This is a genomic window from Acidobacteriota bacterium (genome assembly GCA_030949985.1).
In the GTDB taxonomy this organism is placed as follows: Bacteria; Acidobacteriota; Polarisedimenticolia; order J045; family J045; genus JALTMS01.
Map to the genome: position 1 here is coordinate 265,766 of JAUZRX010000010.1, position 26,688 is coordinate 292,453.

A 26,688-nucleotide genomic window follows, 5' to 3' on the forward strand; every position below is an offset into this window, starting at 1 on the left:
CTCAACCCGGCGAGTTGGCCGCCGGGCTCCGGTCGCGCTCCTCGAGCCAGCGCATCATCCGCGCCAGACCCTCGGCGGCCGGAGTGATGGTGTAACCCAGTTCCCGCCGGGCCCGCTCGGACGAATAGGCCCATTCGTGGCGGTAGATCTCCACCTCGCCGGGACTCAGGGGAGGCTCGATCCCGGTCCAACCGGCCTGCCAACAAAGTATCCGGCCCAGCCAGCCGGCCACCGAGTAGGGGATCACCCGCCGGGGCACCTCCACGCCGCCGGCCCGGGCCATCAGCTCCAGCGCCTGGCGCACGGTGAGGTTCTCGCCCCCGAGCACGTAACGCGAACCGGGTTCCGCCTTGTCCAGGGCCAGCAGGAAGCCGGCCGCCACGTCCTCGACGAAAGCCAGGCATTGACGCCGGTCCCCCGGACCGATCGTCCCCGGCAGGCGACCCCGGAGAAGATCCCGGCCGGCGGCGGCGAGGATGTTGCCGTCGGTCATGCGCCCCGGGCCGTAGACGACCCCGGGATAGAGCGCGACCAGGGGCGCACCCTTTTCCATGCGCTGGCGCAGTTGCCGATCGGCGAGCAGCTTGGTCCTCTCGTAATCGTTTCGCGGCCGGCCGTCATGCAGGGAATCCTCGTCCCCGGTGGTACGGTCGGTGGGTCCCAGGGCGACGAAGGACGAGCAGACCAGCACCTTTTCGAGACCCCGCCCCAGGGCCAGGTCGATCAGGGTGGCCTGGGCCTCCACGTTCACCTTGTCGAAGAGGGATCGGTCCTTGACCCAGCGCTTGACCAGCGCCGCCACGTGGATCACCGCGTCCACGTCGGCCAGGCCCCGCTCGAGGCTCGCTCGATCGAGAAGGTCTCCCCGCAGCGGGAGAAGTCCCTCCCGCCTTTCCAGGGCTTCCGGACGCCGGGCCAGGGCCACCACCTGGTGACCGGCCCGCAGCAGGTGGTCGATGATCCGTCCCCCGAGGAAACCGGTTCCGCCGGTCAGGAAGACCCTCATCGGGGCTCCTCCCCCGGCTCACCAGCCGCCACTCCCAGGTATTCCGCGGCCCATTCCCGCCAGTCCCGGGGCTTCCAGCCCAGGGCTCGCTCGAGGCGCGAGGTGGCCAGCGGGGTACGGGACGGACGCCGCGCCGGCAGTTCCACGGCGGCGGGATCGGTTCCCTCCACCCGTTCCGGGTCGGCGCCCAGCACGCGCGCCAGTTCGCGGGCGAAGTCGGCGCGAGAGCCGGCGGGCGGATTGGCCAGGTGCCAGACCCCCGTCAGATCCGACTCGAGGATGCGCTCCACCACCTGGGCGATCTCCAGGGTGCAGGTAGGCCGACTGGCCCACCCCTCGAAGACCCGCACGGCCCCATCGCCCTGCCGCAGCTGATCGGCGATCTTGTCCAGGAAAGTCGGTCTTCCGGAACCGAAGACGAACGAAACCCGGAGCACGACCGCCTCGACGAGGGTCTCCAGCACCGCCTGTTCTCCACGCAGCTTGCTCCAGCCGTAGTGGTTGACGGGACCCGGTGCGTCGGCCTCGTCGTACTCACCCTGTTTTTCTCCATCGAAGACATAATCGGTGGAGAAATGGATCAGGCGGATGCCCTCCCGCCGGCAGATCTCCGCAAGGTGCGCGGGGCCCTCGGCATTGACGCGATCGGCGGCCTCGGGATCTTCCTCGCAGGCATCCACGTTGGACATCGCCGCGCAGTTGAGCACCACGGTGGGCCGCAGACGGGCTATCTCCGCGGCCATGCCCCAGCGGTCGCAGATGTCGATCTCGGCCCGCGTGGCGGAGACCGTATGGGGAAAACGAGGCTCGAGCCGGCTGACCAGGGTGCGGCCCACCAGTCCTCCGGCACCGATGATCAGCGGCCGGATCTTGAGATTTTCCTGCACAGCTCCCTCTCAGTCCCACCCCGCCGCCTGGACCGGCCAGAGAATACCCCAACTTGGCGCCCTCCCCACCAGGGACGGCTTTCAGCGGGAGTCCTTCAGATCGAGAATCTGGCCGATGCCGGCCAGGTCCACCACCAGGCGGATCTCGTTGCGGTCGTTGCCGACGAAATCACGCCGATCCCAGCCGAGCTGAAAGCTGCAACACTGGGTGGAATAGCGGAGGAGGTAGTACTGGTGATCCAGGCGTCCGTCCTCCAGGTTGTAGTCCAGGTCCACCTGCCCGGAAAAGCGCCTGCTGAAGGTGCGCCCCCAGCGCGTCCGCAGGAAGTTGGTGGGGTTCGTCGCCGCCGGGTTCGACGGTCGGCGCCGATACCACGACCCCTGGAAGTAGCCCCGCTCACCGCTGCCCATCAGGGCCGAGACCTGGGTCTCGGTCAGGACGTTGTTGGCCGGATCGAAGGTGTAGGCCACGTCGAGGGCCTGCTCGTGGGTCGGGTTGAAACGACCACGGATGGTGATCGGCGAGAAGGAACGCACACCGGTGGTGACCGTCACCACCCGGCCGGTGAGAGGATCGCGACGGGGCTCGAGAGTCTCGGGATCGAGGAGAACCGTGTAGACCCGCCCCAGGTCACGCACCAGCGAATAGGACTGGTAGATCTCCAGGCTGGCGATCTCGGTGGGGTTGAGGTTCTCGGTCACCTCCAGTCGAGGCATCGCCTCGGGCTCGGCCTCCGCCTGCTCGCTGCGCTTCGCCTCCTGCTCGGCCTCTTTCTCGACAGCCTCGAGAGAGGCGTCCTCGGCGCTGGCCACCCCGCTCGAGCGCCCGATCCCCGGAGGGCGCAGGGCGAAAAGACGCTGGCGCACCCCGTAGCGAAAGTCGGAAAGCTCCCCCGGAACGGAGTCGATCTCGTCAAAGACGACGATCTCCCGCTGGTCGACCCCGGCCGGCGGCCGCCAGCGATACTCCACGAAGGGCTCGATCACGTGCTTGAGCTTGGGCGAGAAGCTCCACTTCGGCGTGGGAAAGACCCGCTGAAGGCGCGGACCCGCCAGGCTGAACCCGGCATTCCACAGGCTGCGGAACAAGGGCTCGGAGACCAGCGACAGATCCGCGCCCGCATCCGGTGCGTTGGCGTGGGTGTACCAGGTGCCGCGCCAGCCGGCGGAGAGCTGAAAGTCGAGCCAGCTGCGACGCACCAGGGGCACACTGAGTCGGGGATTGACATCCACCCGGCCCCATCGATTGAGCACTCGCGTCTCCAGTTCCTCGTCGCTGTGGACACCGGGCATGCCGTCGGGGGGCTCGAGAATGCGCTTTTCGAAACCGGCGATCGAACTCTCGAACGAAAGATAGAACGGGCTCCTCCCCAACCTCTGACTGCGGCCCCGCAACTCGATTTCCGGCAACTGGCTGTTGACCACCTGGCCGGTGAGCAAACGACTGTCGAGAGTCCCCCCCACGAAATACTGCTTGTGCCGCCGGGCGCGCAAGGAGAGGGAATACCAGGACCAGTTGCGGGTGATATCCACCGTGGAATAGGTCTGGGGCGTCGACGAGCGGGCCAGGTCGGTCTCGTAGTCGGTGGTGTAGTCGAAGTCGGAGATCGTCTCCAGCTTGGCGGTCAGTTTGAAGTCCCGGGGCAGGTCCTGCCGTTGTTCCCATTCGAAACGGTAGCGGGTGCGGCGACGTACCTGGTCGTTGATCCAGTAACCCCGGCCGCGGGCCCGACCGTTCCAGGTGGGCAGCCATGCGAGTTCCGCACCCAACGCTGCCCCCACCCGCGTATGCGCATCGAAATAGAGAGTGATATCAGCATGCTCCCCGAGCACCCAGTAGTAGGGCAGGGACAGGGTCTGGCCGAGCTTGTCGGAGGAGCCGAACTCGGGGAAGAGAAAGCCGGAGGCCCGGTCTTCCTTGATCGGCCAGACCAGAAAGGGCGTGTAGAACACGGGCACCCTGCCCGCGCGGAAGGAAACCCCCCGCAGGTGGGCGTAACGGCCCAGGTCGAAGACCCCGCGACGCATGCGAAACGACCAGTAGGGCACCGGCTGGCTGCAGGTGGTAAACACCGCCTTTTCGACCCGCACCTTGCCCTTCTCGAGCAACTCGAGGCGTGCGGCACGCAGGATCGCGCCGTTTTCCTCGAGAAAAGCGACCGCCTCGTCCATCTCCCCGGTCCCGGCCTCGTAACGATAGATCAGGCGGGATCCACTGAGCACCGCTCCGGGGATGCCGAGCACGACGTTTCCCGTCGCCTCGGCGATCTTGCGGTCCTGATCGACGAAGACCTCGTCGGCCAGGATCTTCGCCTCCGGCCCTTCGAGGATCACATTCCCTTTCAGCAGCAGCCAGTGGTCGTCACCGGGGCCGCTTTGGATGCGATCGGCGACGACACGGTCGAAACCCACTCCGGCACCGGCCAGGGGCAAGGCCGCCCGGGCCGCCGGGAACCCGCCGAGGAACGCGAGCCCTATGGCAAGGCAGCGCCTCATCAGGAAAACACCATGCCGGCATAGGTCACCACCTCGGTGTCATCGCCGGTGACCTCTCCCGAGTGGGTGTAGCAGACCGTCCTGGCCGAACGCGCACCCAGGAGGCGCAGCGCCTCGAGGGCCGCCACCGCGCAGGCCGCGCCGCACATGCTGATCTCCCGCTCCCGCACCACCCGCGCCAGGCCCTCCGGGTCGAGGGCCTCGAGGCGCTCGAGAGCCGCGGCGTCCTTCTCCCGCGCCGCGGCGGCGCTTTCGTAGTGGGTCATGTCCGAGGAAACCGCGATCATCGGCCGCGGTCCCTCGCAGCTCTCGATCACCTCCGCCAGGGCTCGCCCCATCTCGAGCAGGGCCGGCAGGTCGGTGACGGCCGACACCAGGGGCGCGATCTGCACGTCTTCCCGGCGGCGCTGCATGAAAGGAACCTGTACCTCCAGACCATGCTCCGCGGAGTGGGCCCGGGAATCGAAGCGCAAGGCAGCGAGTCGCCGACCGAGATCCTCGAGCAGGCTTCGGTCGACGGCCACGGAGCCGAGGGGCGTGGCCCACGAGGCCTCTTCCGCGGCCGCCAGCGCCGCCCCCCGACCGGTGTGGTTCGGACCGAGGAGAATCACCCGCCCGGGAAGCGCGAGGGTGCCCCACACCGCCCCGGCGCAGGAGCCGGAGTAGACGTATCCCGCATGGGGCACGAGTACTCCCATCGCCGGAACAGCTTCGGGTGTCGAGGGCATCATGCGATCGAGCAGGGCGGCCAAACGGACACGATCGGCGGGGTAGAAAGCCCCGGCCACCGCGGGGTACCTCACGGCAGGCATCTTTACTTTTTCTCCCAGGGCACTGTCCCCGGTGATGTCCCGGGCCCGGCGCAGCCGTGCGGCCCAGGCCCGCATGATGACCGAACCCGGCCACGGGGGACGCCGCACGAGGCCTCCCGATCAGACGTCTCCCGGGCCGCCGGCCCCCCGGGGGCTCTTCGTGACGGTCCCACGAAAACGCCCCTGGATCTCATCCGCCCCAAGAATAGCCGCCCGCCCCTCCATCCGGCCAGCCTTTCACTCGGCGAAGAGGGCGGGCTGGTGGGGCACGCTCTCCCCGGGCCCCAGGAGGTGGCGCACCAGCAGGCCACGCCGGGAAAGATCGTCGGCAATGAACTTGCGGTGGCAGGAGCGGGGATCGGCCTCGGCACAGAGCAGGGCGGTGGGCTGGTCCCCGGCCAGGGCGATCAGCCGGCGGAGCCCCTCCTGGTAGACGTCGGTCAGCCGATGGGCCGCGTAACCCTCGTCCCGCAGCCCTCCCAGGGCCGCGCCGAGCCAGTGGTAGGCGATGGCCGCCGCGGCGAGGATCCGCTCCATCTCGTCCCGCCCGTGCCACGGATGCCGGCGACTCCAGGGGGACGAGCGCACGTCGGCGACAGCGGCGATCCCCGCCTCCGTCAGCAGCGCCACCAGCTGCTCGGCACTGCGGCTGGAGTGTCCGACTGTCCAGACGATCTTCTGTGCCATGTCTCACTCCAGCCACGGGCCGCCCCGGCGGCCTCCATGACAGAACCCCGTGCCGATGACAATATTCCGCCGGGACGGATCCCGGCAAGGGGGCTTGACCATGCGCCAGTGGCCCAGGGTCGTGCTGATCGACGGCTACAACGTGTTGCTCACCCTGGCGAGGCGGGAGGGTGCAGAGCTGAACGACGGGGATCTCCCCGGCGCCGTCGACCACCTGACGACCCTCCTCGGGCAGTGGGCCGCCCTGCGGGAAAGCGAGGTCGTCCTGGTCTGGGACCGGCGTCCGGGCACCCTGCGCGGCGAGGAAGCAGGCCTGCGGGTGATCCGGGTCGACCCGCCGGCAGAGGCCGACGACTGGATCGCCGCCGAGGCCCGGCGCCTCCAAGGGGCGGGCAGGCAGATCGCGGTGGTCACGGCGGACCGGGGGCTGGCCCGCCGGCTGCCGGAAGGAACCCGGGTCTTCCCTCCCCGGCACCTGGAAGGCGATCTCCAGGCGCTGGTCTCGGGTCCCCTGGGCCATCCGGGCCGGGGCGTTCACCTGGACGAGGATGAAATACCCGCCTCCAGCGGGCCCGTCGATCCGCGAACCCTGCCGCGACGCCGGCAACGGCCGGAGGCCCCGGTCGCCCCGGCGGTCCCCGTGGCCCCGCCCCCCACCCCTGCCCCTCTCTCCGGCTCCCCGGGGGGCGTCGGCGAGGATCGCCGGACCGCCGCCCGCCAGGCGGCCCGGGAGGAGCGTGCCCGCCGGCGCGAACGCTACATGAAAAAACTCCGCCGCAAGAAGGGCAGGTAGAATCGACCTCCCCGGCCGTGCCGCGGGATGGAGGCCCGAGCCCGGTGAACGAGTCGCAGACCGGCCCCGAAAACCGCCAGGCCGGCCGCCTCTACGTGGTGGCCTCCCCCATCGGAAACCTGGACGACCTGACCCCCAGAATGCGCCGGGCCCTCGAGGCGGCCGACCTGGTGGCCGCCGAGGACACCCGGCGCACCGGCCGGCTGCTCGAACACCTGGATCTGCGTCGCCCCCTGCTTTCCTGCCACCGCTTCAACGAGGCCCGTTCGATGAGGCGCCTGATCGAGGTGCTCGAAAGGGGCGGCACCCTGGCGCTGATCTGCGATGGAGGCACCCCCACCATCTCCGACCCGGGCCATCGCCTGGTGGCCGAAGCGGCCCGTCTCGGCCACCGGGTCGTTCCGATCCCCGGCCCCTCGGCGGTGATCGCGGCCCTGTCGGTGGCCGGACTGCCCGCCGATCGCTTCTACTTCGGGGGATTTCTTCCTTCCCGGGCCACCGCCAGGCAACGCCGGATCGAGGCCGCCGCGCATCTGGACGTGACCGTGGTGTTCTTCGAAGCGCCCCACCGGGTGCTGGCGACTCTGGCCGAGATGGAGTCGATCCTCGGCCAGCGCCCCCTGGTGCTCTGCCGGGAGCTGACCAAGCTCCACGAGGAGATCCTGCGAGGCAGTGCGGCCGAAATCCGCCGCGCCCTGGCCCCGCGGGAGAAGATCCGGGGAGAAATCGTGCTGGTCGTGGCGGCGGGCGAGGGCCCCGCCCCCCGGGAGGCGGACGCGGCACTGCGTGAAGCCTACCGGGCCGCCCTCGACGCCGAAGGGGGTGACCGCCGCCGGGCTCTGCGGCGCCTGAGCCGCCAGCTCGGACGCCCCCGGCAGGAACTCAAGGAGCAGCTCCCCGAGGACGGGTAGCGGCCGAAACCGGCCGACCCGCGTCGTTCACCGACCCCGGCGGGCGGTCACGATGCGCGGGCGATCGAAGCGGTCACGGTGGATGCGGCACTGCTCCCAGCCGGCGGCGGCCAGTTCGGCGGCCATCCGTGACGTTTGCCCGGGAGCCATCTCGAGAGCCATGCGCCCCCCCGGCCCCAGACGCCCGGCCGCCTGCTCGGCGAGCTTGCGGATCAGGGCCAGCCCATCGTCCGCGGCGACCAGGGCCTGCCGGGGTTCGTGGTCCCGTACCTCGGGCTGAAGCTCTTCCCACTCCGCCTCGGTGACGTAGGGCAGGTTGGCCACCACGAAGGCGCCCGGTCCCAAGCCGCCCAGGCCGGTCAACAGGTCCGAGCGCAGCAGGCCGACCCGGTCCGCGAGGCCGGCGCGGCGAAGATTCTCCCGGGCCAGAGAGAGGGCTCCACCGTCGCTGTCCACCGCCAGGATCTCGAGAGCCGGGTGACGACGGGCCAGGGCCAGGGCGATGCAGCCGCCGCCGGTTCCCACGTCGAGGAGCCTCCCCGAAGACCCGGCGGCGAGCTGCTCCGAGACCAGCAGCGCCAGGTCCTCGGTCTCCGGGCGGGGCACCAGGGCTCTTTCGTCGCACTTCACATCGAAATCCAGAAAGGGCCAGCTTCCCAGCAGGTATTGCAGGGGGCGCCGGCGACAGCGCTGCTCGATCAGCGCCTCCAGGCGCCGCCCGGCGGCCGGCGGCAGGGGCTGACGGAGACGCAGGGCCAGCTCTCCGGGAGCGATCTCCAGCACGTGGGCCAGCAACCAGCGGGCCTCCCGGCGGGGACCCTCGATCCCCGCCGCCGCGAGGCGCTCGGCAGCCCGGCCGAGCTGCTCTCCGAGTTTCATGGCCCCCCTCCCGGGCGCGAGCCGAGCGGGGCTCACTCGGCCTGCATCTCCGCCTGGAGGCGTGCCGCCTCGTCGGCGGTGGCCAGCGCGTCGATCAGCTCGTCGAGATCGCCCATCAGAATCGCCTCGAGGCGGTGCAGGGTGAGCTTGATCCGATGATCGGTGACCCGATTCTGGGGAAAATTGTAGGTCCGGATCTTCTCCGAGCGATCACCGCTGCCGACCTGGACGCGGCGGGTGGCGGCCTGATGAGCCTGCTGCTCGGTGCGCTGCTTGTCCAGCAACCGTGCCCGGAGCACTTTCAACGCCTTGGCGCGGTTCTTGTGCCACGACTTCTCGTCCTGGCATTGCACCACCAACCCCGAAGGCATGTGGGTGATGCGCACGGCAGAGGTGGTCTTGTTCACCGACTGCCCGCCAGGGCCGGACGAGCGAAAACTGTCGATGCGCAGATCCTTCTCCTCGATCTCCACATCGACTTCTTCGGCTTCCGGCAGGATGGCCACGGTGGCCGCCGAGGTGTGCACGCGGCCCTGGGTCTCCGTGGCCGGTACCCGCTGAACCCGGTGCACCCCCGATTCGAACTTCAGCCGTGAGTAGACGCCTTTGCCCGAGACGTTGATCACCGCTTCCTTGATCCCCCCGATCTCGCTCTCGGACAATTCCACCAGGTCGAAACCCCAGTTCCGCGACTCGGCGTAGCGCTGGTACATGCGCATCAGCTCGGCGGCGAAGAGGGTCGCCTCATCGCCCCCCGTGCCCGCCCGCACCTCGAGCACGGCACCCCTGTCATCATCCGGGTTGCGGGGCAGCAGCAAGCGCCGCAGGCGGTCTTCCAGTGCTGCGCAGCGGGATTCGAGGGCGTCGATCTCTTCCCGGGCCAACTCGCGCATCTCGGCGTCGGCCTCGCCGGAAAGCATCTCGCGGGCCTGGTCGAGTTCGAGCCGGCAACCCCTGTACTCGCGAAAGGCCAGGACCAGGGGCTCGAGTTCGGCGTAGCGGGTGGCCAGCTGCCGGTAGGCCTCCACGTCGCCGGCCACCTCCGGATCCGCCATGCGCGCGGCGAGCCCGGAGAAGTCGCTCTCGAGCTTTTCGAGCCGGGCCAGCAGCGAGGCATCAGCGGCCATCTTCACCTCCCCGTAGAGGCAGGGGGGGGCTGGCAGGGGCGGGCGTCATGGGTGCGGAGACTACTTGCCTTCCTTCCGCCGGCGTGCGGCCTTCTCCGCCTTCTGGTAGCGCCGCTGGAAGCGTTCCACGCGGCCGGCGGTGTCCACCAGCTTCTGCTTGCCGGTGAAGAAAGGATGGCAGGCGGAGCACAGCTCCACTCGGAGGTCCTTCTTGGTGCTGCGCGTCTTGAAGGAGTTGCCACAAGCGCAGGTGACCTCGACATCGTGGTATTCGGGATGGATTCCTTGCTTCATCGTCCGATCGTTCCTTCCCCCTGGCGGGGATATTCGTCATTTTTTCGCCACCCACTCTGGAGACCGAGCAGCGTCGGGGACTACAGCCGCCGGATTCTAGCGCGGATCCGTCGGCATTGCTCCCCCGGCCGGGCTCCGCTCAGGCCGCCATGGAATCCAGGAACTCCTGGTTCGAGTCGGTCTTGCGCAGCCGCTCGAGGAGCAATTCCATGGCCTCCACCTCTCCGAGCTGGTCGAGCACCTTGCGCAACATCCAGACCCGGCGCAACTGCTGCTCGGGCATCAGCAGCTCTTCCTTGCGGGTGCCCGAGCGCTTGACGTCGATGGCGGGGTAGACCCGCCGATCGCTCAGGTGCCGGTCGAGGTGGATCTCCATGTTCCCGGTGCCCTTGAATTCCTCGTAGATCACCTCGTCCATCCGCGAACCGGTATCGACGAGGGCCGTGGCGAGAATCGTCAACGATCCTCCCTCCTCGACCTTCCGCGCCGTTCCGAAAAACTTCTTCGGCCGGGAGAGCGCCGCCGCATCGATGCCGCCACTGAGGATCTTGCCCGAGGCCGGCTGGACGGCGTTGTAGGCCCGGGCCAGGCGTGTGATGGAATCGAGCAGGATCACCACGTCCTTGCCGAACTCCACCATCCGCTTGGCCTTCTCGAGCACGATCTCGGCCACCTGCACGTGCCGGGTGGCGGGCTCGTCGAAAGTGGAAGCCACCACTTCACCGCGCACGGTGCGCTGCATGTCGGTCACCTCTTCCGGGCGCTCGTCGATCAGCAGCACGATCAGCCGCGCATCCGGGTGGTTTTCCGCCACCGCCCCGGCGATCGCCTGGAGGAACATGGTCTTCCCCGTGCGGGGCGGGGCCACGATCAGCCCCCGCTGTCCCTTGCCGATGGGCGCCAGCAGGTCGATCACCCGACCCGTGAGATTGGCCCGGTCGGTTTCCATCCGCAGCATCTCGTCGGGATGCCATGGGGTCAGGTCCTCGAAACCCTTTTCCCGCTTGGCTTCGGCCACCGGCAGGTCGTGCAGAGCTTCGACCTCCTGCAGGGCGTAGTACTTCTCGTTGCGCCGCGGGCGGCGCAGGGGGCCACTGACCAGGTCGCCGGTCTGCAGTTTGAAACGCCGAATCAAGCCGGGAGAGACGTAGATGTCGTCCGGACCGGGAAGGTAGGAGTGCTCGGGGGAACGCAGGAAACCGTAACCCTCGGGGAGCTTTTCGAGCACGCCGCGAGCCACGACCCGTTCACCGTTGCGCACTCGCGAGGAAAGTATCCGGTGCACCAGCTCCTGGCGACGAACCTGGAAAACATTCTCGATCGACATCGAGAGCGCCAGGTTGGTCAACTCACCGATCTCCATCTCCTTGATCTCGTGAAGATTCATGCCTCGTCCTCTCGCCTGCTCCAGGCGGCTTGCTCACCGCTCCAGGCAGCGATCATCAACTTGCTCAACGCATCGATTCCCGTGCCATCCGCCGCGGAGGTCGCCACCAGCGGTACCTCCCGCGGAAGCTCGAGCCGGCGCCGTGTCCGGGAAAGCGCACGGGGCAGGGCCGACCCCGACAACTTGTCGCACTTGGTCAGAACCACGGCGGTAGGCAGTCCCCGCGAAAGCAGGGCGTCGCGCATCATCGCGTCGAGGGGAGTCGGATCGTGGCGCGCGTCGACCAGGTGGACCGCCAGCGCCAGGGCTTCCTTGCGCCCCAGGTAGGCCTCGATCAGGCGCGACCACTGGCGCCGCATCTCCTTGCCGACCCTCGCGTAGCCGAAGCCGGGAAGGTCGACCAGGTAACGCCTGTCGTCCAGCAGGTAGTAGTGCACCTCCCGGGTCCGACCGGGAGTCTTGCTCACCCGGGCGAAACTGCGCCGCCCCAGGACGCGGTTGATCAGGCTCGACTTGCCCACGTTGGACCGGCCCATCACGGCGATCTCGGGCCGACCATCCCGGGGAAAGTCGTCGATCCGTGTCACGGCGCGCACGAAGCTCACGCTCTTGGGTTTCCATGACGCCATCTCTCGTGGCCTGTTCCGCCGACCCCTGTGCTCTCAGTGGGGCCTGGCCGTGTCTTCTCCCTCCGGCTGAAGGAGGGAGAGGCTCTTGGGGGGCCGTTCGAGCGCCCGGGGCAGGACATCGTCCATGTGACCGACCAGGATGATCTCCAGATCCCCCAGGACCTCCTGCGGCAAATCCGTCAGGTCCTTTTCGTTCTCCCGGCTCATCATCACCCGGCGCAGTCCCGAGCGATGGGCAGCGAGCACCTTCTCCTTGATTCCTCCCACCGCCAGCAGCTTGCCATGGAGCGTGATCTCTCCGGTCATCGCCACGTCGGCCCGGACGGGTATGCCGGCCAACATCGAGACCAGCGCTGTCGCCATGGCGACTCCCGCGGAAGGACCGTCCTTGGGAATGGCGCCCTCCGGAACATGAACATGCAGGTCGAAGCGGCGATGGAAGCCCGGGTCGATGCCCAACTCGGCGGCCCGCGACCGGACGTAGGTCAGCGCGGCCCGGGCCGACTCCTGCATCACGTCACCGACCTTCCCGGTGATGATCAGCTTACCCCTTCCTGGCACGCTGGCAACCTCGATGGCCAACAGCTCCCCCCCGGCGGCTGTCCAGGCCAGGCCGGTGGCCACCCCCAACTCGTTGCCGGCCCGCTTTTCCCGGAGACGATAGCGGGGCACGCCCAACAACTCCTCCACCCGGTCGGCATCGATGAGAAAACCCTTCTTCCAGCGGCCCTCCACGTACATCCGGGCCACTTTGCGGCAAATACGGGCCACCTCCCGCTCGAGGCCGCGCACACCGGCCTCCCGGGTGTAGCCCTCGATCACCTGCCGGATCGCCGCCGTGTCCATCCTCACGCCCCGCCGGCCCAGGCCGTGGGCACTGAGCTGTCGAGGCAGCAAAAAGCGCTCGGCGATGACCAGCTTTTCTTCCATGGTGTATCCCGCCAGGGCGATCGTCTCCAGCCGGTCGAGCAAGGCCGGAGGCACCGAATGCAGCACGTTCGCGGTGGCAATGAAAAAGACGTCGGAAAGATCGTACTCCACGTCCAGGTAGTGATCGAGAAAGGTGTGATTCTGCTCGGGATCGAGCACTTCGAGCAGGGCCGCCGAGGGGTCTCCGCGGAAGTCGATGGACATCTTGTCCAACTCGTCGAGCAGAAAGACCGGGTTACGTGCGCCGGCTTTGCGCATCATCTGGATGATACGCCCCGGAAAGGCGCCGATGTAGGTCCGTCGGTGGCCGCGGATTTCAGCCTCGTCCCGCACGCCTCCCAGGGAGAGCCGCACGAACCTACGGCCGGTGGCCTCGGCGATGGAGCGAGCCAGGGATGTCTTCCCCACCCCGGGGGGACCCGCAAAACACAAGATCGTGTTCCGGCGACGCCTCGATACGAGCTGGCTCACCGCCAGGTGCTCGAGAATTCGCTCCTTGACCGGCTCCAGGCCGTGATGATCCCGGTCGAGAATCCGGCGGGCCCGGCGCAGATCGCGCTTCTCGCGGCTGCGCGTTTTCCAGGGCACGGCAAGCAACCAATCGAGCCAGGTACGGCTCACGGTCGCCTCGGCCGAGACCGGGGCCATCACCTCCAGCCGCTGGAGCTCCGCCAGTGCCTTCTCCTGCGCCTCGGCCGGGAGACCGGACTCCTCGATACGCAGGCGAAGCTGCTCGAATTCGTCGTCCCTCCCCGCGCGCCCCAACTCTTTCTGAATCGCCTTGATCTTCTCGGAGAGGTAGTACTCGCGCTGGGCTTGCTCGAGCTGCTCCTTGACCCGGCTGTCGACGGTCTGGTCGAGTTGCAGCCGCTCGATTTCCATCTCGAGCACCCGTACCAGGCGCTCGAGGCGTTCGCGCACCAGGTGCCTTTCGAGCAGGTCCTGGCGGATCTCCGCGCTGACAGCCAGGTGGGCGGCGATGGTGTCGGCCAGGCGCGAGGGCTGGGAGACCTTGAGAGTGGAAAGAACGGCTTCCGCCGGCAACGCGGGGTTGTGCTTGACGTAGCTCTCGAAGAGGCGACTGACCGTGCGGCAGAGTTCTTCCACTTCGGGCCCGCTGTCGCCCTTCTCGGACAGCGCGAGCACCTCGGCCACCAAGTGACCGTCCGGCGCGCGAACGATTTCCACGGCCCGAGCGCGAAACTCGCCTTCGACCAGCATGCGAACGTTCCCCGAAGCGACCTTCAGGGACTGAACGACCGTGGCGACCGTGCCGACGGAGTGAATTTCTTCGGGCTGGGGGTCATCGACGCCCGGATCCCGCTGGCAGGCCAGAAAAATCTTGCGGGATCCCTCCAGCGTCCGCTCGAGGGCCTTGAGGGAAGACCGCCGCCCGACGACGAAGGGAACCATCGTCCGCGGAAAGACCACGGCCTCCCGCAGGGGAACCATCGGCACTCGCAAGACCTTGGCGGTAGTCATGTCGCGGTGAACCCCGGGGCCATCAAGGCCCCCATTGAAAGACCACGCACCGAGCGAACCCGGCGGCGGGCCCCGGCCGAGGATGCACCCCGCAATGGAAAAAGGATCAGGCGCTCAGCCGGCCTTTTCCATCAGGCGCAGTCCTGCGCCGTCCTGGCCATTCTCGACGAAATCCCGCGTGATGGTCAGCTCTCGACGATCGGTGAGGGAAGGGATTTCGAACATGAACTCCAGCATGATCTCTTCGAGGATCAGGCGCAGTCCGCGAGCCCCGATCTTGCGTTCTGATGCTTGCCGGGCAACGGCCTGCAGTGCCTCGTCGGTGAAATTCAGCTCGACGCCCTCGAACTCGAAGATCTTCTTGTATTGCTTGACCAGTGCGTTCCGCGGCTCGGTGAGGATTCTCACCAGGGCCTCGGCATCCAGGTCGGCCAACGGCGCGGTGACCGGCAGACGACCGATGAATTCCGGGATCAGCCCGAACTTCACCAGGTCTTCAGGCTGCACCTTGGAGAGGGTCTCGAAGCGGTTGCGGTCGACCCGGCTCTTGACCTCGGCCTTGAATCCCAGCATCTTGCTGCCCGTCCGCTGGTCGATGATCTTGTCCAGCCCGACGAAGGCCCCGCCGCAGATGAAGAGGATATTGGTGGTGTCGATGGGGATGAAGTCCTGGTGCGGGTGCTTCCTCCCGCCCTGGGGCGGGACGTTCGCCACGGTTCCCTCGAGGATCTTCAACAGGGCCTGCTGCACGCCTTCCCCGGAAACATCCCGGGTGATCGAGGGGTTCTCCCCCTTGCGCGCGATCTTGTCCACCTCGTCGATGTAGATGATGCCCCGCTGGGCCTTCTCCACGTCGTTGCCCGCGGCCTGCAGCAGCTTGAGCAGGATGTTTTCGACATCCTCGCCCACGTAGCCGGCCTCGGTCAGGGTCGTGGCATCGACGATGGCGAAGGGCACCGAGAGCATCCGGGCCAGGGTCTGGGCCAGGAGCGTCTTCCCCGTCCCGGTGGGGCCCACGAGCAGGATATTCGACTTCTGCAGCTCGACCTCGTCGGTGCGGGAAGCCAGCTCGAGACGCTTGTAGTGGTTGTAGACCGCCACCGCCAGCTTCTTCTTGGCCAGGTCCTGGCCGATCACGTAGGAGTCGAGGAACTCCTTGATCTCGGCGGGCTTGGGCAACCGGTTCTCGAGGCCGCCCTCCTCGGGCTCCCGCTCTTCAGCGATGATATCGACGCAAATGTCGACGCATTCATCGCAGATGTAGACGGTAGGTCCCGCAATCAACTTGCGAACATCGCGCTGGCTCTTGTTGCAAAAAGAGCAGCGCAACTCGCCTTCGTCTCTCGAACCGCCTTTTTTCTTGCCGGCCATGACGCTTTCCCCTCGCTGGATCGCTCAGCTACGGCTTTCGATGACGGCGTCGATCAGGCCGTATTCCTTGGCCTCGTCCGCAGTCATGAAATTGTCTCGTTCGGTGTCTTGGCGGATCGTGTCCATGTCTTGACCCGTGTGTTTGACCAGGATCTGGTTCAGCCGATCCTTCAAACGCAGGATTTCCCGCGCATGGATCTCGATATCGCTCGCCTGCCCATAGGCTCCGCCCAGGGGCTGGTGGATCATGATTCTCGAGTTGGGCAGCGCCGAACGCTTGCCCGCTTCACCCGCGGCGAGCAGTACCGCGCCCATGGACGCCGCCTGCCCCACGCACATCGTGTTGATGTGAGGCCGGACGAACTGCATGGTGTCGTAGATCGCCAATCCCGCCGTGACGACACCGCCGGGGCTGTTGATGTAGACATTGATGTCCCGGTCGGGATCCTCGGCCTCGAGGAAGAGGATCTGGGCGATGACCAGGTTGCTGATCTGGTCATCGATCGCCTGGCCGAGGAAAATAATGTGATCCTTGAGCAACCTGGAAAAGATGTCCCAGGAACGCTCACCACGGGCAGACTGTTCGACGACAATGGGAACCAGCGGCATACAACTCTCCCTCGAAAACTGGGGACCATCCCTCACACAATATGAGCCCTGGCATAGAGCCAGTCAAGACATTTGCTGCGTAGGACCTGTTGTTTCAACGACTTGAGGCCTTCGCCCTTGGCCAGGCGCCGGCGCACTTCCTCGGGCTGAACGCCGTTCTCGCGAGCGATCTGTTCGATGGCCCGGTCGACCTCGGCCGCCTCCACCTCGATCTGTTCCCTGGCGGCGATCGCATCGAGCAGGAAATCGCGACGCACGGAGCGCTCGGCGGCCTTGCGCTCGCTGTCGACGACCTCCTCCCAGTTCAGATCGGCGTTCTTGGGGTCGATGCCCCGCCTGGCCAGGTCGCGGCCGATCGCGTTGAGACGATACTCGAGCTCCGCCTCGACCAGGCTGGGCGGCACCTCGAAGGGGGTACGGTCGAGCAGCCGATCCAGCAGCCGCTCCCGGGCCACGGCGTCGGCTTCCGAGTTGCGGCGGGCCTCGATGGCCTCGCGCATGCGCTCGCGCAACTGGGCCAAGTTCTCGATATCCGAGAAACCAGCGGCCCAGGCGTCGTCCATTTCAGGGACGACGCGCTGGCGGATCTCTTCGATCTCTCCGCTGAAGACCATCAGGCGACCGGCCAGGTCGCCATAACGCTTTTCGTCGGGGTATTGGACCTCGAAGGAGAAGCTGTCACCCACCTCGAGGGAGGCCAGATGCTCGTTGAACTCGGGAAGATTGCCCTCGTCACCCAGTCGCAACTGGCTGGCGCGGCGCTCGAGGCGAAGCTCTCCGTCTTTCTCGTGCCCCTCGATCTGCAGCACCAGTTCGTCGCCGTCGGCCGAGGGCCGCCCCTCGACGGGCTCGTAGGTGGCGAAGCTCTCCCGCAGGGCGTTGAGTTCCTTCTGGACATCCTCGGTGTCGACTTCCACCTTGGGCCGCGCGACTTTCACGCCGGCGTAGTCCTCGACCTCGAAGTCGGGGGGCAATTCGACCAGGACGCCGAAAGTGTAGCTCTCGCCCTCCTCGGCGGGCGGCGGGTCTTCCTGGTCCCGCGCGAGATCGAGAAAAATCCCACCATCGATGGGGCGCAGGCCTTGCTCGCGAATCGCCTCACTGGCATAACGCCCGACGAGTGCCTCGGCGACCTTCCCGCCGAGGGTCTTGCCCACCTGGGCCCGCACCAGGGCCAGGGGCGCCTTCCCGGGGCGGAACCCGGGAAACTTCATCTCGCGGCGAGCCTGGCGCAAGGCGCGATCCCACGCACTCTGCACCTCCTCCGCCGGCACCTCGATGGCCAGGCGCTTGCGCACCTGGGAGAGATCCTCGACCTGGACTTTCATTTTCGTTCCGTCCTTGTCCGGCCGGCGGGAGCCGGCCCGGCTGCAGGCATCAGTTTGACCCAGATCGGCGGCCGGCGCCGCCGGTAAAGACGCCAATATCCCCGGGAGAAGATCACGGGCATGGTGCGAAAGGGGGGACTCGAACCCCCACGGCCGGAGCCACGAGATCCTAAGTCTCGCGCGTCTACCAGTTCCGCCACTTTCGCCCGGACGACCGCCCGGATCGACGCCGCCCAGGCGCCGCACGGCCGGGCCGGCTTTCGGCACCGGCGTGGTGAGCCGTCAGGGACTCGAACCCCGAACCCGCAGATTAAGAGTCTGCTGCTCTACCAGTTGAGCTAACGGCCCACAGGAGAAGGATTCCTCACCCGCCCGGCGGTCCCTCGCCGGGAGTGCCGAGCCGAGCGCTGCGCCATTATAAGGAACCGTCTCTCCCCCGCAAGCCGGTTCGTCCCCCGTTCACTCCCGCCCGCTGACCTGCGCGAGGCCTTTTCGGCACGGGGGCTAAAGTCCCCTCCCCCCCCTCCGCCGAAAAACCGTTTGACAGGAAGAGGAGAGAGATGGCCGCCCAGAACGGAACCCATGGGGATGGCACCGCCTTCCCCGCGGACCTTTTCGGCAGGCTCGTCCCGGCCTTGGTGGGCTGGGACCGCGAAGGGGAGGATCGTCTCGCCAAGGTCGCCTGGGAACTGGACGATCTGCTGGACGGAAACCCGGACTCCGTCGCCAAACTGCTGCCGGCTTCCCGACTCCTGCCTCAGGGCATCGATGCCCTCCGCTCGGCCGGCGATGAAGACTCTTCGAGTTTGCTCGGAGCGCTGATCGTGCTGGCCAAGGCACTCTACCTGACTGCCTTGAATCCCGAGCGGGACAGCGCCGGGCTCGAGGAGGCGGAAGCGCGCGTGACGGCCTGCCTGGAGACGGGCGCCGCCCCCCGACAACCGGCACCCGGAGAGCCGCCAGCCTCTCCGCCCGAGGCGGAGCGAAAGCCGGACCTCTTACGAAGTGAACAGGAAGATCCGGCCCCGGCGGTCGTGGATCCGACTTCCGCCCCTCCCGAGCCCGCGGGCAATTTCACACTACTCCCCGACGAGCCCGATCTCGAGTTGCTGGCGGAGTTCATCACCGAGAACAACGAGTGGATCGAGATGGCCGAGGGGGCCTTGCTGGCCCTCGAAAGCGATCCCGACGACGACGAGGCGGTCAACACGGTCTTCCGGGCGTTCCACGCGATCAAGGGCACCTCGGCCTTCCTCGGTGTCGAAGCCATGTCGGTCCTGGCCCACCGGGCCGAGACTCTGCTCAGCCGGGTACGCGGCAAGGAGATCAGCTACGGAAAGCCGGAAGCCAATCTCTCCCTGCGTTCCATCGATGTCCTCAAGGACCTGATGGCTGGCCTCGAGGCGGCCCTGGCCGGCGGTCGGCCAGAACGGCCTCCGGACTCCCTCCCCCTGATGCCGGGTCTGGTTGCCGCCGGCAGCGCGGAAACCCAGGCCGCAGCTTCCTCCCCGGCGCCTTCCCCGGTGCCCCGTGATGAGAAACCGGCCGCCCCCTCCCCGGAGACCCGCCAGGAACCGGAGACGCCCCCCCCACTCCCACGCCGAGTGAGCCGTCGCCCGCCTCGGCGGAACCCTCCGCCACACCCCAACGGGCCGCCCCCCGCACCACCGTCGAACCGACGGTGCGCGTCCACACCAGCCGCCTGGATCTCCTGGTCGACATGGTGGGCGAATTGGTGATCGCTCAGTCGATCCTGACCCAGGACCACGCCGTCCTGCGTGGTGGAGACCACGCGCTGACCCAGAAGGTCGCTCACCTCTCGAAGATCGTGCGGGACCTCCAGGCCCTGAGCATGTCCCTGCGCATGATTCCGATCAAGGCGACCTTGAAACGGATGCACCGTCTCGTTCGCGATCTGACCCAGAAATTCGACAAGCAGGTGCAGCTCATCGTCGAAGGAGAGGAAACAGAAATCGATCGCAACAGGGTCGACGTGCTGGCCGACCCGCTGGTGCACATGATCCGCCATGCCATCGACCACGGAATCGAAACTCCCGACGAGCGCATCCAATCCGGAAAGCCTCCGATGGGAACCGTGCGCCTGAAGGCCTGCCACGCCAGCGGCTACATCGTCGTCTCGATGGAGGATGACGGTCGCGGCATCGACCGGGAAGTCATCGTGCGCAAAGCGCTCGAAAAGGGGCTGATCGAAAGTGACCGGGGAATGTCCGATTCCGACGTCTTCTCGCTGATCTTCGAGCCGGGATTCTCGACCGCCGCTCAAGTCACCGCTGTTTCCGGCCGCGGTGTCGGTATGGACGTGGTGCGCAAGAGTGTCGAGCAACTCCACGGACGCATTCTCATCGAATCGAAGTTGGGCCAGGGAACGACCGTATCGATCCTCCTGCCGATAACGCTGGCCATTACCGACGGCATGCTGGTGCGCGTGGGCCGCCAGAGGTACATCAACCCCACGGCGAACATCGTGCGCAGCCTCCGCCCGACCCGCGATGAGATCAAGAAGGTCGCGGGCGAAGGCGAGATGGTCGTCATGCGCGAGGGCCTGCTCCCGATGTATCGCCTTTCCGCGCTCTTCGGCATTCCCGGGACCGAAGAGGATCCAACCCGCGCTTTGCTCGTCATCGTCTCCGACCAGGAGGAGCGCTTCGGCCTGCTGGTCGACGAACTTCTCGGCCAGCAGCAAATCGTCGTCAAGTCTCTCGGTGCCGGACTCGGCCGAACTCCGGGAGTATCCGGGGGCGCGATCCTCAGCGACGGCATGGTGGGGCTGATCCTCGACGTTCGAGGACTCGCCGCCTACGCCCGGTCCATGACTCTCGAAGAAGAAAATGTGGAGATCGCGTCGTGAGCCAGGCGACGGGCTCCCTTTTTCGATTCCGGGACGACGCCACCCGGATTCACAGATTCTACACGGCAGGCCCATGTGCCTGGCCGGTATCACCAGGGTCGACCGGACCCAGGAGGTTTTTGCGATGTTCTCCTTCCTTTCTAGATCTCGCTCCACTCGTCCGGCTTGCAAGGGGCAGATCGTCGTCAGCGACCCCAAGGTCGCTCAAATGTTGGCCTTTCACGGCCTGACAGAAGAAGACCTCGGCATCGTCGCGGCGTGGAAAGGTGAACTGATGGCCAACGTCGACGCGCTCGTCGACAGCTTCTACGATCATATCAAGAGCTTCCCCGAAGCCTGGCAATTTGTCACCAGCCACACCTCCGTCGATCGGCAGAAGCCCCTGATCACCCGCTACCTGGCGACGATGCTCGAAGGTCGGATCGACGACACCTACCTTTCGTACCGTGCGACGGTAGGTCAACGCCACGACGATATCGATCTCGATGCCAACTACTACGTCGGCATGTACGACGTGATTCAGAATTTCTGCCAGAAGACCCTTCTCGAAGCCGGGGCCACGCAGGAGGAACTTTTCCAGTTCACAGGCTCTTTCTCTCGCGTGATCCGCGTCGACATCGCCCTGGTGATCGAAGCGCTGATGCAAGCGAGGCGGCGCAAGATGGAAGCCCTGGCCAAGGAGGTGGCGCACGAACGGGACAAGGCCGTGAGCTTCCTCAAACGCCTCGGCGACGTTCTCCGGCGGGTTGCGGAGGGAGAACTGACCTGCCGCCTCGAGGGCGAGTTCGAGGGTGAGTACGGCCGCATCTCCACCTCGCTCAATGAGGCTCTCGGCAGCCTCGATGAATCTCTGGCCCAGGTGGCATCGGCCGCCGAGCAGGTGGCAGCAGCATCGTCCGAGATCTCGGCGACGACCACAGATATCGCCAACGGCGCCAACCAACAGGCGGAAGCATCCCAGGAAGCGGCCTCCAGCCTCTCCCAGATTTCCTCGATGACGCGCCAGAACTCCATCAACTCCCAAGAAGCCAGGGCGCTGGCCGACAACGCGCGAAACTCGTCTCAACAGGGCGTGGAATCGATGGCCCGTCTGGCCCAGGCAATCGACAAAATCAAGGCCTCCGCGGATGCGACGGCCAAGATCGTCAAGACCATCGACGAGATCGCCTTTCAGACCAATCTCCTGGCGCTCAACGCCGCTGTCGAAGCGGCCCGGGCCGGTGAATCCGGCAAGGGTTTCGCAGTAGTAGCCGAGGAAGTGCGCAACCTCGCCATGCGTTCGGCGGAAGCCGCCCGAGATACCGCGGACCTGATCGACGAGTCGGCGAAGAACTCCCAGGAAGGCGTCGCCATCAACTCCGAGGTACTGGCTCACCTGCGCGAGATCAACGAACAGTCCGGCTCGGTGCAGGCTGTACTCGAAGAGATCGCGGCCAGCTCCAACCAGCAGGACAAGGGCGTCGAGGAACTCAACCGGGTCATGGATCAGATCAACCAGGTCATTCAGCGCAACGCAGCCGCCTCGGAAGAAGGCGCCAGCGCCGCTGCAGAACTTTCGGCCCAAGCTGCCGAGCTGCGGACCCTGGTATCCCGCTTCACTCTCAGTGGCGTCGCCCACACCCCCGCCATGCAGAGGCCCGCAGCGGCAACACCCTCGCCGCGGCCCGAGGCGCCGACTGCCGCGCCTTCCGCGAGCACCGGGTCGAGCGCGGCGCAGATGATCCCCTTTGACGAAGAGGAAGCGGCCGTCCTCCAGGAATTCTGATATTCGACCTGCCCCCGGCTGAGCAGAGGATTCCGGCCTGGCGATGTAGGGAGGCTGTTGTGATCAAGGTTCTCATCGTCGACGATTCAGCGGTGGTGCGGTCCACACTCAAGCGGGCACTGAGCGCCCACGGCGATATCCACGTCGTCGGCGCGGCTGTCGACCCCTATGTGGCGCGGGAGTACATCGCCAAATTCGAGCCGGACGTCTTGACCCTGGATATCGAGATGCCGCGAATGGATGGGTTGACCTTTCTCGGCAAACTGATGCGCTTTCACCCGATTCCAACGGTCGTGGTCAGTTCACTCACGCCCCAAAACAGCGAGATGGCCATGAGGGCCCTGGCCCTGGGGGCGGTGGCCGTGATCCCCAAGCCGGGCTCCCAACTCTCGGTTCCAGACGTGGAGGATTCGCTGATCCACGCCATTCGCGCCGCATCTGTGGCGCAGGTCCAGCCGCTGAGAGAGCCCAGTGCTCCCCGCCAACCCGTGCCGGACCAGCATCTCGAAACATCTCACAAGATCTTGGCCGTCGGCGCCAGTACCGGGGGTACCGTGGCCATCGAAGAAGTGCTTCGCGAAATGCCTCGCAACACACCCGGCACCGTCATCGCCCAGCACATGCCCCCTGGCTTCACCCGTTCCTTCGCCGAGCGCCTCAACGGCATCTGCCAGGTCGAGGTCCGGGAGGCCGCGGAGGGGGATGACGTGGTACCGGGCGTGGCTCTCGTCGCACCCGGCGGAAGGCACATGGTCCTTGTTCGCGAGGGGGCTCGCTACCGGGTGGGACTCAACGACGACCCCCCAGAACATTTTCAGCGGCCCGCGGTCGATGTCCTCTTCCGCTCCGTCGCCCGCATCGCGGGAGCCAATGCGATTGGTGTCCTGCTGACCGGCATGGGCAGCGACGGCGCCCAGGGTCTGCTCGCCATGCGCAAGGCCGGGGCCCATACGATGGCCCAAGACGAAAAGAGCTGCGTCGTCTTCGGCATGCCCAAGGAAGCGATCAAGCTCTCCGCCGCTGAAACCGTGTGTCCCCTGCGGGAGATCGCCGGCACTGTGCTCAACTCCCGGATCCTGCGCGCAGCCCCCACCGCGATATGAAGGCGGCGGCCGGCCCCCGCATGACTCACGAACCTTCGAGTCGAAGGTCCGGAGGCCCATGCCGGGAGGCTCGCCCGGAGGCCTGAACACCCCCGGTGCGCCGGTGAAACCAGGTCTCCGCGTGCGGGAGAGGCTTTTTGAGCGGGCCGCTAGGCCGCGAGATGCGCCTCGAGGATCTTGGCGTAGCCGATCAATGCCTCGAGCAGGGCGCGGGGCTCGAGGGCCCCCATCTCGAGGATCACCTCCGCCGGATGCGGGCGGCTGACCCGTTGTCGCACCAGCGCCTGCTCGAGTTCCGTGCGGCTGAGCAAACCCTCATCCACCGCCAACTCTCCAAACAGCCGCCCGGGCTCATCGGCCTGCCGCTCGAGGACCGCGAGAACCTGCTTGAGCGAAAGGGCCCTGTCCTTGAGCAGAAGCTGCCCGAGAGGCATCCCCTTGTCCCGGGCCCCGGCTTCCAGGCGCTCGACGTCCTCTTCGGTCAGCAAGCCCTGGTCCACGAGGTAGCGACAGAATCCACTGCTGCATTTCTCCGCCATTTCGACCTCTTCCAAAGACGGTCCGCCCCCACTTTTGGATATTTTTCGCCAGTCGTATGTATAGCACAGCCGCCGCCCGCTCCGCCCCCCCCCGGGGGCGCTTTTCTGGAGGCAAAACAGTAGCCCCCGCCGTATAAATAGCCCCAAGCTTCCATACCTTTGCCACGAAAAGGAATCAACATGCTCGGATCGACCGACCGGAGGACCTTCCTCAAACTCGTTGGCGCCGGCACAGCGGCGCTGGCCACGACCCGCCTTGGGACGGCCGCGAGCGGCCCCCGGCCCCGCATCCATCGCGTACACCACATTCCGGCCCCCGATTTCGCGTCCAGCAACCGGCATCCGGGCCTGGAGTCGCTGCTCTTCTCGATGGCCGCGGACGGCATCCGGTTCTACCAGGGCACGACGCCCCACCCCCTGTCCGGACCCGACGGCCTGATCGCCGCCGACGATACCGTGCTGATCAAGGTCAACGCCCAGTGGAAATATCGGGGTTGCAGCAACAGTGACGTGACCCGGGGCGTCGTACAACGCATCCTCGATCATCCGGACGGTTTTACCGGCGAGGTCGTCATCATCGAAAACGGGCAGGGCCGAGGCTCGCTCAACTGCGATACGACCTCCGGTTGCGATGGGGGCACCCGCGAAGTGCACGCCAACGCTGAAAACGAGGGGCACAGCTTCTCCTGGCTCGTGCAGCAACTCTTCCAGGACGAGCGTGTCGGCGAACGCCTGCTCGATGGTATTCGCACCACGTTCATCACCGCCGACGATCACGACACGGAAGGCTACCGCACCCTGTCCAACGTCTCCTATCCCTGCTTCTTCACGCCCCGGGGAACGCGGGTCGAGTTCAAGGAAGGCCTGTGGAACGGCACTTCCCATGACAGCCAGCGCCTGAAGTGGATCAACATCCCGACGATGAAAGACCACAAGGACCTGAACGTGACTGGCTGCCTGAAGAACATCTACGGGCTGATCACGACCTACAACGAACCGATCCCGCACCACGACCCGAATCAAGGCGGCAAGGTGATGGGCGAGTTCTTCACCCTCGTCCGCCCCGCCACCCTCAATCTCCTCGACCACATCTGGGTTTCCCACGCGAGCCTCTGCGGTTTCCCACCGGACACGACGACACGCCGCAATATGCTGGTGGCCGGCTTCGACCCCTGCGCTCTCGATGCCTGGTCGGCACGTCATGTGCTCTACCCCATTTCGGGGGACCCGGCCCACGATCCGGACATCCCGGGATACTTCCGCTCCTACCTCCTCGACGCCCGCGACACGATCAACGGCAACGGCGGCATTTTCGGCGAAGACTCCACCATCGACGAAGCCGCGGTCATCGCACGGCACCAGGACCAGCGCAAGATCCAGCTCGCTCTCGCGCGCCGAGGTGACGACATCTACCTCGAATGGGCCGGTGCCGCCGCACCCTACCGGCTGGAGCGTGACAGCTCCCCGGACTTCCTGACGGCCCAGATCCTCGCCGACAATCTGACAACCACCGAGTACACCGACCTGGGCGCCGGCGTCGACGGCACGAACTGGTACTACAGGGTCAGCGCCGTCTAGCACCCCGCTCCAAAAGCCTCTTCCGGGCGAGGCACCGGCCTGCAGACCTCAGGGGCAGGAGGACGATGGCCGTCTCGCGCCACCGTCGCTGCCCCGCCCCAGGCCTCCCTCGCCCGTATCGAAGACAGGCGCCACCAGGTAGGTCCAGGCAGTGGCGGGCGGAGGATTCTCTTCCGCCGGCGTGTAGAGAGTCAACACGGAGTGGTGGTAGCACTCTCCCGCATGGGCTGCAGGCGTGCCTCCCGCCTCCCCACGATAGACACTGTACCCGACTGCGGCGTCTTCCGGCTGCCAGGCCAACCATGGCCAGGTCGCGCCCTCATCTCCCGCCGCATGCATCTCCAGATAGGCCGACAAAGAATCCCTGCCGTCACAAGCGTCACCTGTTCCGTCGGCGTCCTCGTCCGCCTGGTCGGGATTGGGAGCCAACGGGCAGTTGTCGTCGCAGAGAAAAACCTGGCCCGGCAGGCACGGGTTGTCACCGATGGTTCCGGATCCATCACCATCGTTGGGAATACCATCGTTGTCGGCATCCGGGTCGGCCTGGTTGTCGATACCGTCACCATCCTCGTCGTTATCACACAAACCCTGCTTGCCATCGCCGTCGATATCAGGAGTCCCGTTGTTGGCCTGACTCGGGCAAGTGTCGCAGGCATCACCGATCCCATCACCGTCCGTATCCCGGTTGGTGGGATCCGGGACAAAGGGACAGGTATCGATCTCTCCGCAACGGTTGTCGCCATCGGCGTCGTTGAACGAATCCTGGGGACAGTTATCGCAGGCGTCGCCGATCCTGTCGTAGTCGACATCTTCCTGCCCGGGATTCGGAACGGCAGGACAGTTGTCGCGACAGTCCGGAATCCCGTCGTCGTCACCATCCCCCTCCTGGGCCGGCGGTGCCGGCCAGTTGGGATCGTTGCAGTCGTTGTTCACTCCATCGCAGACCTCCGGTGCGCCGGGGTACACCGAGCCGTCACCGTCGTCGCAGTCTCCCGCGCACTCCGACGTGCCGTCACCGTCGTCGTCCGTCTCGTCCGCCGGAACCGCCGGCCAGTTCGGGTCGTCGCAGTCGTTGTTCTTCCCATCGCAGACCTGGGCCGCACCGGGGTACACCGTGCCGTCACCGTCATCACAGTCGCCGCCGCCATTGGCGGGGTCCGGGTTGCACGCGGCATCCTGGAAAGTGTCGAGGTCCGCATCGGGACA

The 26,688-nt window shown here is 66.6% G+C and carries 23 protein-coding genes and 2 tRNA genes; 7 read left to right on the forward strand and 18 right to left on the reverse strand.

The features are described 5' to 3' along the window. Position 1 precedes the first annotated feature (1 nt). The 5 genes from Q9Q40_02470 to Q9Q40_02490 all read right to left on the reverse strand — a co-directional run bounded on the left by Q9Q40_02470 (position 2) and on the right by Q9Q40_02490 (position 5,888). Positions 2 to 1,006 carry an NAD-dependent epimerase/dehydratase family protein gene (locus Q9Q40_02470; GenBank protein MDQ7006076.1) on the reverse strand — a complete coding sequence of 335 codons (1,005 nt, stop codon included), beginning with the start codon at positions 1,004 to 1,006 and terminating at the stop codon, positions 2 to 4. Then, positions 1,003 to 1,893 carry a dTDP-4-dehydrorhamnose reductase gene (gene rfbD, locus Q9Q40_02475; GenBank protein ID MDQ7006077.1) on the reverse strand — a complete coding sequence of 297 codons (891 nt, stop codon included), beginning with the start codon at positions 1,891 to 1,893 and terminating at the stop codon, positions 1,003 to 1,005. Before rfbD ends, Q9Q40_02470 begins: the two co-directional genes overlap by 4 nt. A gap of 81 nt (positions 1,894 to 1,974) precedes the next feature. Continuing rightward, positions 1,975 to 4,389, reverse strand: coding sequence for an LPS assembly protein LptD (gene lptD / locus Q9Q40_02480; GenBank protein MDQ7006078.1), 2,415 nt, complete (start codon positions 4,387 to 4,389; stop codon positions 1,975 to 1,977). Further along, entirely contained in the window at positions 4,389 to 5,309 is a 921-nt protein-coding gene (gene amrB / locus Q9Q40_02485) for an AmmeMemoRadiSam system protein B (GenBank protein MDQ7006079.1), read from the reverse strand. The genes lptD and amrB overlap by 1 nt, the downstream gene beginning before the upstream one ends. Before the next feature lie 129 nt (positions 5,310 to 5,438). Beyond that, on the reverse strand, positions 5,439 to 5,888 hold the full coding sequence (locus Q9Q40_02490; GenBank protein MDQ7006080.1) for a DUF488 domain-containing protein: 450 nt from the start codon (positions 5,886 to 5,888) through the stop codon (positions 5,439 to 5,441). A 100-nt stretch (positions 5,889 to 5,988) separates the two neighbouring features. Between Q9Q40_02490 and Q9Q40_02495 the strand changes: the two genes are divergently transcribed. Further along, positions 5,989 to 6,681 carry an NYN domain-containing protein gene (locus Q9Q40_02495; protein ID MDQ7006081.1) on the forward strand — a complete coding sequence of 231 codons (693 nt, stop codon included), beginning with the start codon at positions 5,989 to 5,991 and terminating at the stop codon, positions 6,679 to 6,681. Positions 6,682 to 6,725: 44 nt separating this feature from the next. Continuing rightward, positions 6,726 to 7,592: a 16S rRNA (cytidine(1402)-2'-O)-methyltransferase gene (gene rsmI / locus Q9Q40_02500; GenBank protein MDQ7006082.1), complete on the forward strand. Its 867-nt coding sequence runs from the start codon at positions 6,726 to 6,728 to the stop codon at positions 7,590 to 7,592. A gap of 27 nt (positions 7,593 to 7,619) precedes the next feature. Here the strand turns inward: rsmI and prmC are convergent, their stop codons facing one another. From prmC to Q9Q40_02555, 11 genes are all read right to left on the reverse strand, one after another. Further along, a complete protein-coding gene (gene prmC / locus Q9Q40_02505; GenBank protein MDQ7006083.1) occupies positions 7,620 to 8,471 on the reverse strand; it encodes a peptide chain release factor N(5)-glutamine methyltransferase in 852 nt (283 codons plus the stop codon). 32 nt (positions 8,472 to 8,503) lie between these two features. Next, complete coding sequence (prfA, locus tag Q9Q40_02510; protein MDQ7006084.1) at positions 8,504 to 9,580, reverse strand: peptide chain release factor 1; 1,077 nt, start codon at positions 9,578 to 9,580, stop codon at positions 8,504 to 8,506. A 78-nt stretch (positions 9,581 to 9,658) separates the two neighbouring features. Beyond that, positions 9,659 to 9,892 (reverse strand): 50S ribosomal protein L31, encoded by a 234-nt coding sequence (gene rpmE, locus Q9Q40_02515; protein ID MDQ7006085.1) that lies wholly within the window; start codon positions 9,890 to 9,892, stop codon positions 9,659 to 9,661. Between the two features lie 139 nt (positions 9,893 to 10,031). Further along, a complete protein-coding gene (rho, locus tag Q9Q40_02520; protein ID MDQ7006086.1) occupies positions 10,032 to 11,279 on the reverse strand; it encodes a transcription termination factor Rho in 1,248 nt (415 codons plus the stop codon). Then, the gene (gene yihA, locus Q9Q40_02525; protein ID MDQ7006087.1) at positions 11,276 to 11,884 is read right to left on the reverse strand and encodes a ribosome biogenesis GTP-binding protein YihA/YsxC; all 609 of its coding nucleotides are present in this window, start codon (positions 11,882 to 11,884) and stop codon (positions 11,276 to 11,278) included. The genes rho and yihA overlap by 4 nt, the downstream gene beginning before the upstream one ends. A gap of 57 nt (positions 11,885 to 11,941) precedes the next feature. Further along, positions 11,942 to 14,320: an endopeptidase La gene (gene lon, locus Q9Q40_02530; protein MDQ7006088.1), complete on the reverse strand. Its 2,379-nt coding sequence runs from the start codon at positions 14,318 to 14,320 to the stop codon at positions 11,942 to 11,944. 114 nt (positions 14,321 to 14,434) lie between these two features. Next, positions 14,435 to 15,691 (reverse strand): ATP-dependent Clp protease ATP-binding subunit ClpX, encoded by a 1,257-nt coding sequence (gene clpX, locus Q9Q40_02535; GenBank protein MDQ7006089.1) that lies wholly within the window; start codon positions 15,689 to 15,691, stop codon positions 14,435 to 14,437. 24 nt (positions 15,692 to 15,715) lie between these two features. Beyond that, a complete protein-coding gene (gene clpP, locus Q9Q40_02540) occupies positions 15,716 to 16,300 on the reverse strand; it encodes an ATP-dependent Clp endopeptidase proteolytic subunit ClpP (GenBank protein ID MDQ7006090.1) in 585 nt (194 codons plus the stop codon). A 32-nt stretch (positions 16,301 to 16,332) separates the two neighbouring features. Next, a complete protein-coding gene (gene tig, locus Q9Q40_02545) occupies positions 16,333 to 17,628 on the reverse strand; it encodes a trigger factor (GenBank protein ID MDQ7006091.1) in 1,296 nt (431 codons plus the stop codon). Positions 17,629 to 17,749: 121 nt separating this feature from the next. After that, positions 17,750 to 17,834 (reverse strand) — tRNA-Leu (locus Q9Q40_02550). A gap of 66 nt (positions 17,835 to 17,900) precedes the next feature. Continuing rightward, positions 17,901 to 17,976: transfer RNA gene (locus Q9Q40_02555), tRNA-Lys, on the reverse strand. Positions 17,977 to 18,188: 212 nt separating this feature from the next. Here Q9Q40_02555 and Q9Q40_02560 point away from each other — a divergent pair. From Q9Q40_02560 to Q9Q40_02575, 4 genes are all read left to right on the forward strand, one after another. Further along, complete coding sequence (locus tag Q9Q40_02560) at positions 18,189 to 19,367, forward strand: Hpt domain-containing protein (protein ID MDQ7006092.1); 1,179 nt, start codon at positions 18,189 to 18,191, stop codon at positions 19,365 to 19,367. Then, positions 19,310 to 20,497 carry a chemotaxis protein CheA gene (locus tag Q9Q40_02565; GenBank protein MDQ7006093.1) on the forward strand — a complete coding sequence of 396 codons (1,188 nt, stop codon included), beginning with the start codon at positions 19,310 to 19,312 and terminating at the stop codon, positions 20,495 to 20,497. Before Q9Q40_02560 ends, Q9Q40_02565 begins: the two co-directional genes overlap by 58 nt. 124 nt (positions 20,498 to 20,621) lie before the next feature. After that, complete coding sequence (locus Q9Q40_02570; GenBank protein ID MDQ7006094.1) at positions 20,622 to 22,262, forward strand: methyl-accepting chemotaxis protein; 1,641 nt, start codon at positions 20,622 to 20,624, stop codon at positions 22,260 to 22,262. A 59-nt stretch (positions 22,263 to 22,321) separates the two neighbouring features. Further along, positions 22,322 to 23,365, forward strand: coding sequence for a chemotaxis response regulator protein-glutamate methylesterase (locus Q9Q40_02575; protein ID MDQ7006095.1), 1,044 nt, complete (start codon positions 22,322 to 22,324; stop codon positions 23,363 to 23,365). Positions 23,366 to 23,514: 149 nt separating this feature from the next. On the opposite strand, the gene Q9Q40_02580 is transcribed toward Q9Q40_02575, so the two are convergent. Continuing rightward, complete coding sequence (locus tag Q9Q40_02580) at positions 23,515 to 23,904, reverse strand: hypothetical protein (GenBank protein MDQ7006096.1); 390 nt, start codon at positions 23,902 to 23,904, stop codon at positions 23,515 to 23,517. 180 nt (positions 23,905 to 24,084) lie between these two features. Here Q9Q40_02580 and Q9Q40_02585 point away from each other — a divergent pair, with 180 nt between their 5' ends. Next, on the forward strand, positions 24,085 to 25,482 hold the full coding sequence (locus Q9Q40_02585) for a DUF362 domain-containing protein (GenBank protein ID MDQ7006097.1): 1,398 nt from the start codon (positions 24,085 to 24,087) through the stop codon (positions 25,480 to 25,482). Positions 25,483 to 25,530: 48 nt separating this feature from the next. On the opposite strand, the gene Q9Q40_02590 is transcribed toward Q9Q40_02585, so the two are convergent. Then, the coding region (locus Q9Q40_02590; protein MDQ7006098.1) for a putative metal-binding motif-containing protein at positions 25,531 to 26,688 on the reverse strand (1,158 nt) is incomplete at its 5' end.

Coding starts and splice junctions, on each gene's coding strand:
- lon (MDQ7006088.1), bottom strand. CDS start 14,320: ATGACTACCGCCAAGGTCTTGCGAGTGCCGATGGTTCCCCTGCGGGAG.
- Q9Q40_02495 (MDQ7006081.1), top strand. CDS start 5,989: ATGCGCCAGTGGCCCAGGGTCGTGCTGATCGACGGCTACAACGTGTTG.
- Q9Q40_02560 (MDQ7006092.1), top strand. CDS start 18,189: ATGGCCGCCCAGAACGGAACCCATGGGGATGGCACCGCCTTCCCCGCG.
- clpX (MDQ7006089.1), bottom strand. CDS start 15,691: ATGGCCGGCAAGAAAAAAGGCGGTTCGAGAGACGAAGGCGAGTTGCGC.
- Q9Q40_02490 (MDQ7006080.1), bottom strand. CDS start 5,888: ATGGCACAGAAGATCGTCTGGACAGTCGGACACTCCAGCCGCAGTGCC.
- Q9Q40_02570 (MDQ7006094.1), top strand. CDS start 20,622: ATGTTCTCCTTCCTTTCTAGATCTCGCTCCACTCGTCCGGCTTGCAAG.
- clpP (MDQ7006090.1), bottom strand. CDS start 16,300: ATGCCGCTGGTTCCCATTGTCGTCGAACAGTCTGCCCGTGGTGAGCGT.
- Q9Q40_02470 (MDQ7006076.1), bottom strand. CDS start 1,006: ATGAGGGTCTTCCTGACCGGCGGAACCGGTTTCCTCGGGGGACGGATC.
- Q9Q40_02585 (MDQ7006097.1), top strand. CDS start 24,085: ATGCTCGGATCGACCGACCGGAGGACCTTCCTCAAACTCGTTGGCGCC.
- Q9Q40_02580 (MDQ7006096.1), bottom strand. CDS start 23,904: ATGGCGGAGAAATGCAGCAGTGGATTCTGTCGCTACCTCGTGGACCAG.
- lptD (MDQ7006078.1), bottom strand. CDS start 4,389: ATGAGGCGCTGCCTTGCCATAGGGCTCGCGTTCCTCGGCGGGTTCCCG.
- rho (MDQ7006086.1), bottom strand. CDS start 11,279: ATGAATCTTCACGAGATCAAGGAGATGGAGATCGGTGAGTTGACCAAC.
- prmC (MDQ7006083.1), bottom strand. CDS start 8,471: ATGAAACTCGGAGAGCAGCTCGGCCGGGCTGCCGAGCGCCTCGCGGCG.
- tig (MDQ7006091.1), bottom strand. CDS start 17,628: ATGAAAGTCCAGGTCGAGGATCTCTCCCAGGTGCGCAAGCGCCTGGCC.
- rpmE (MDQ7006085.1), bottom strand. CDS start 9,892: ATGAAGCAAGGAATCCATCCCGAATACCACGATGTCGAGGTCACCTGC.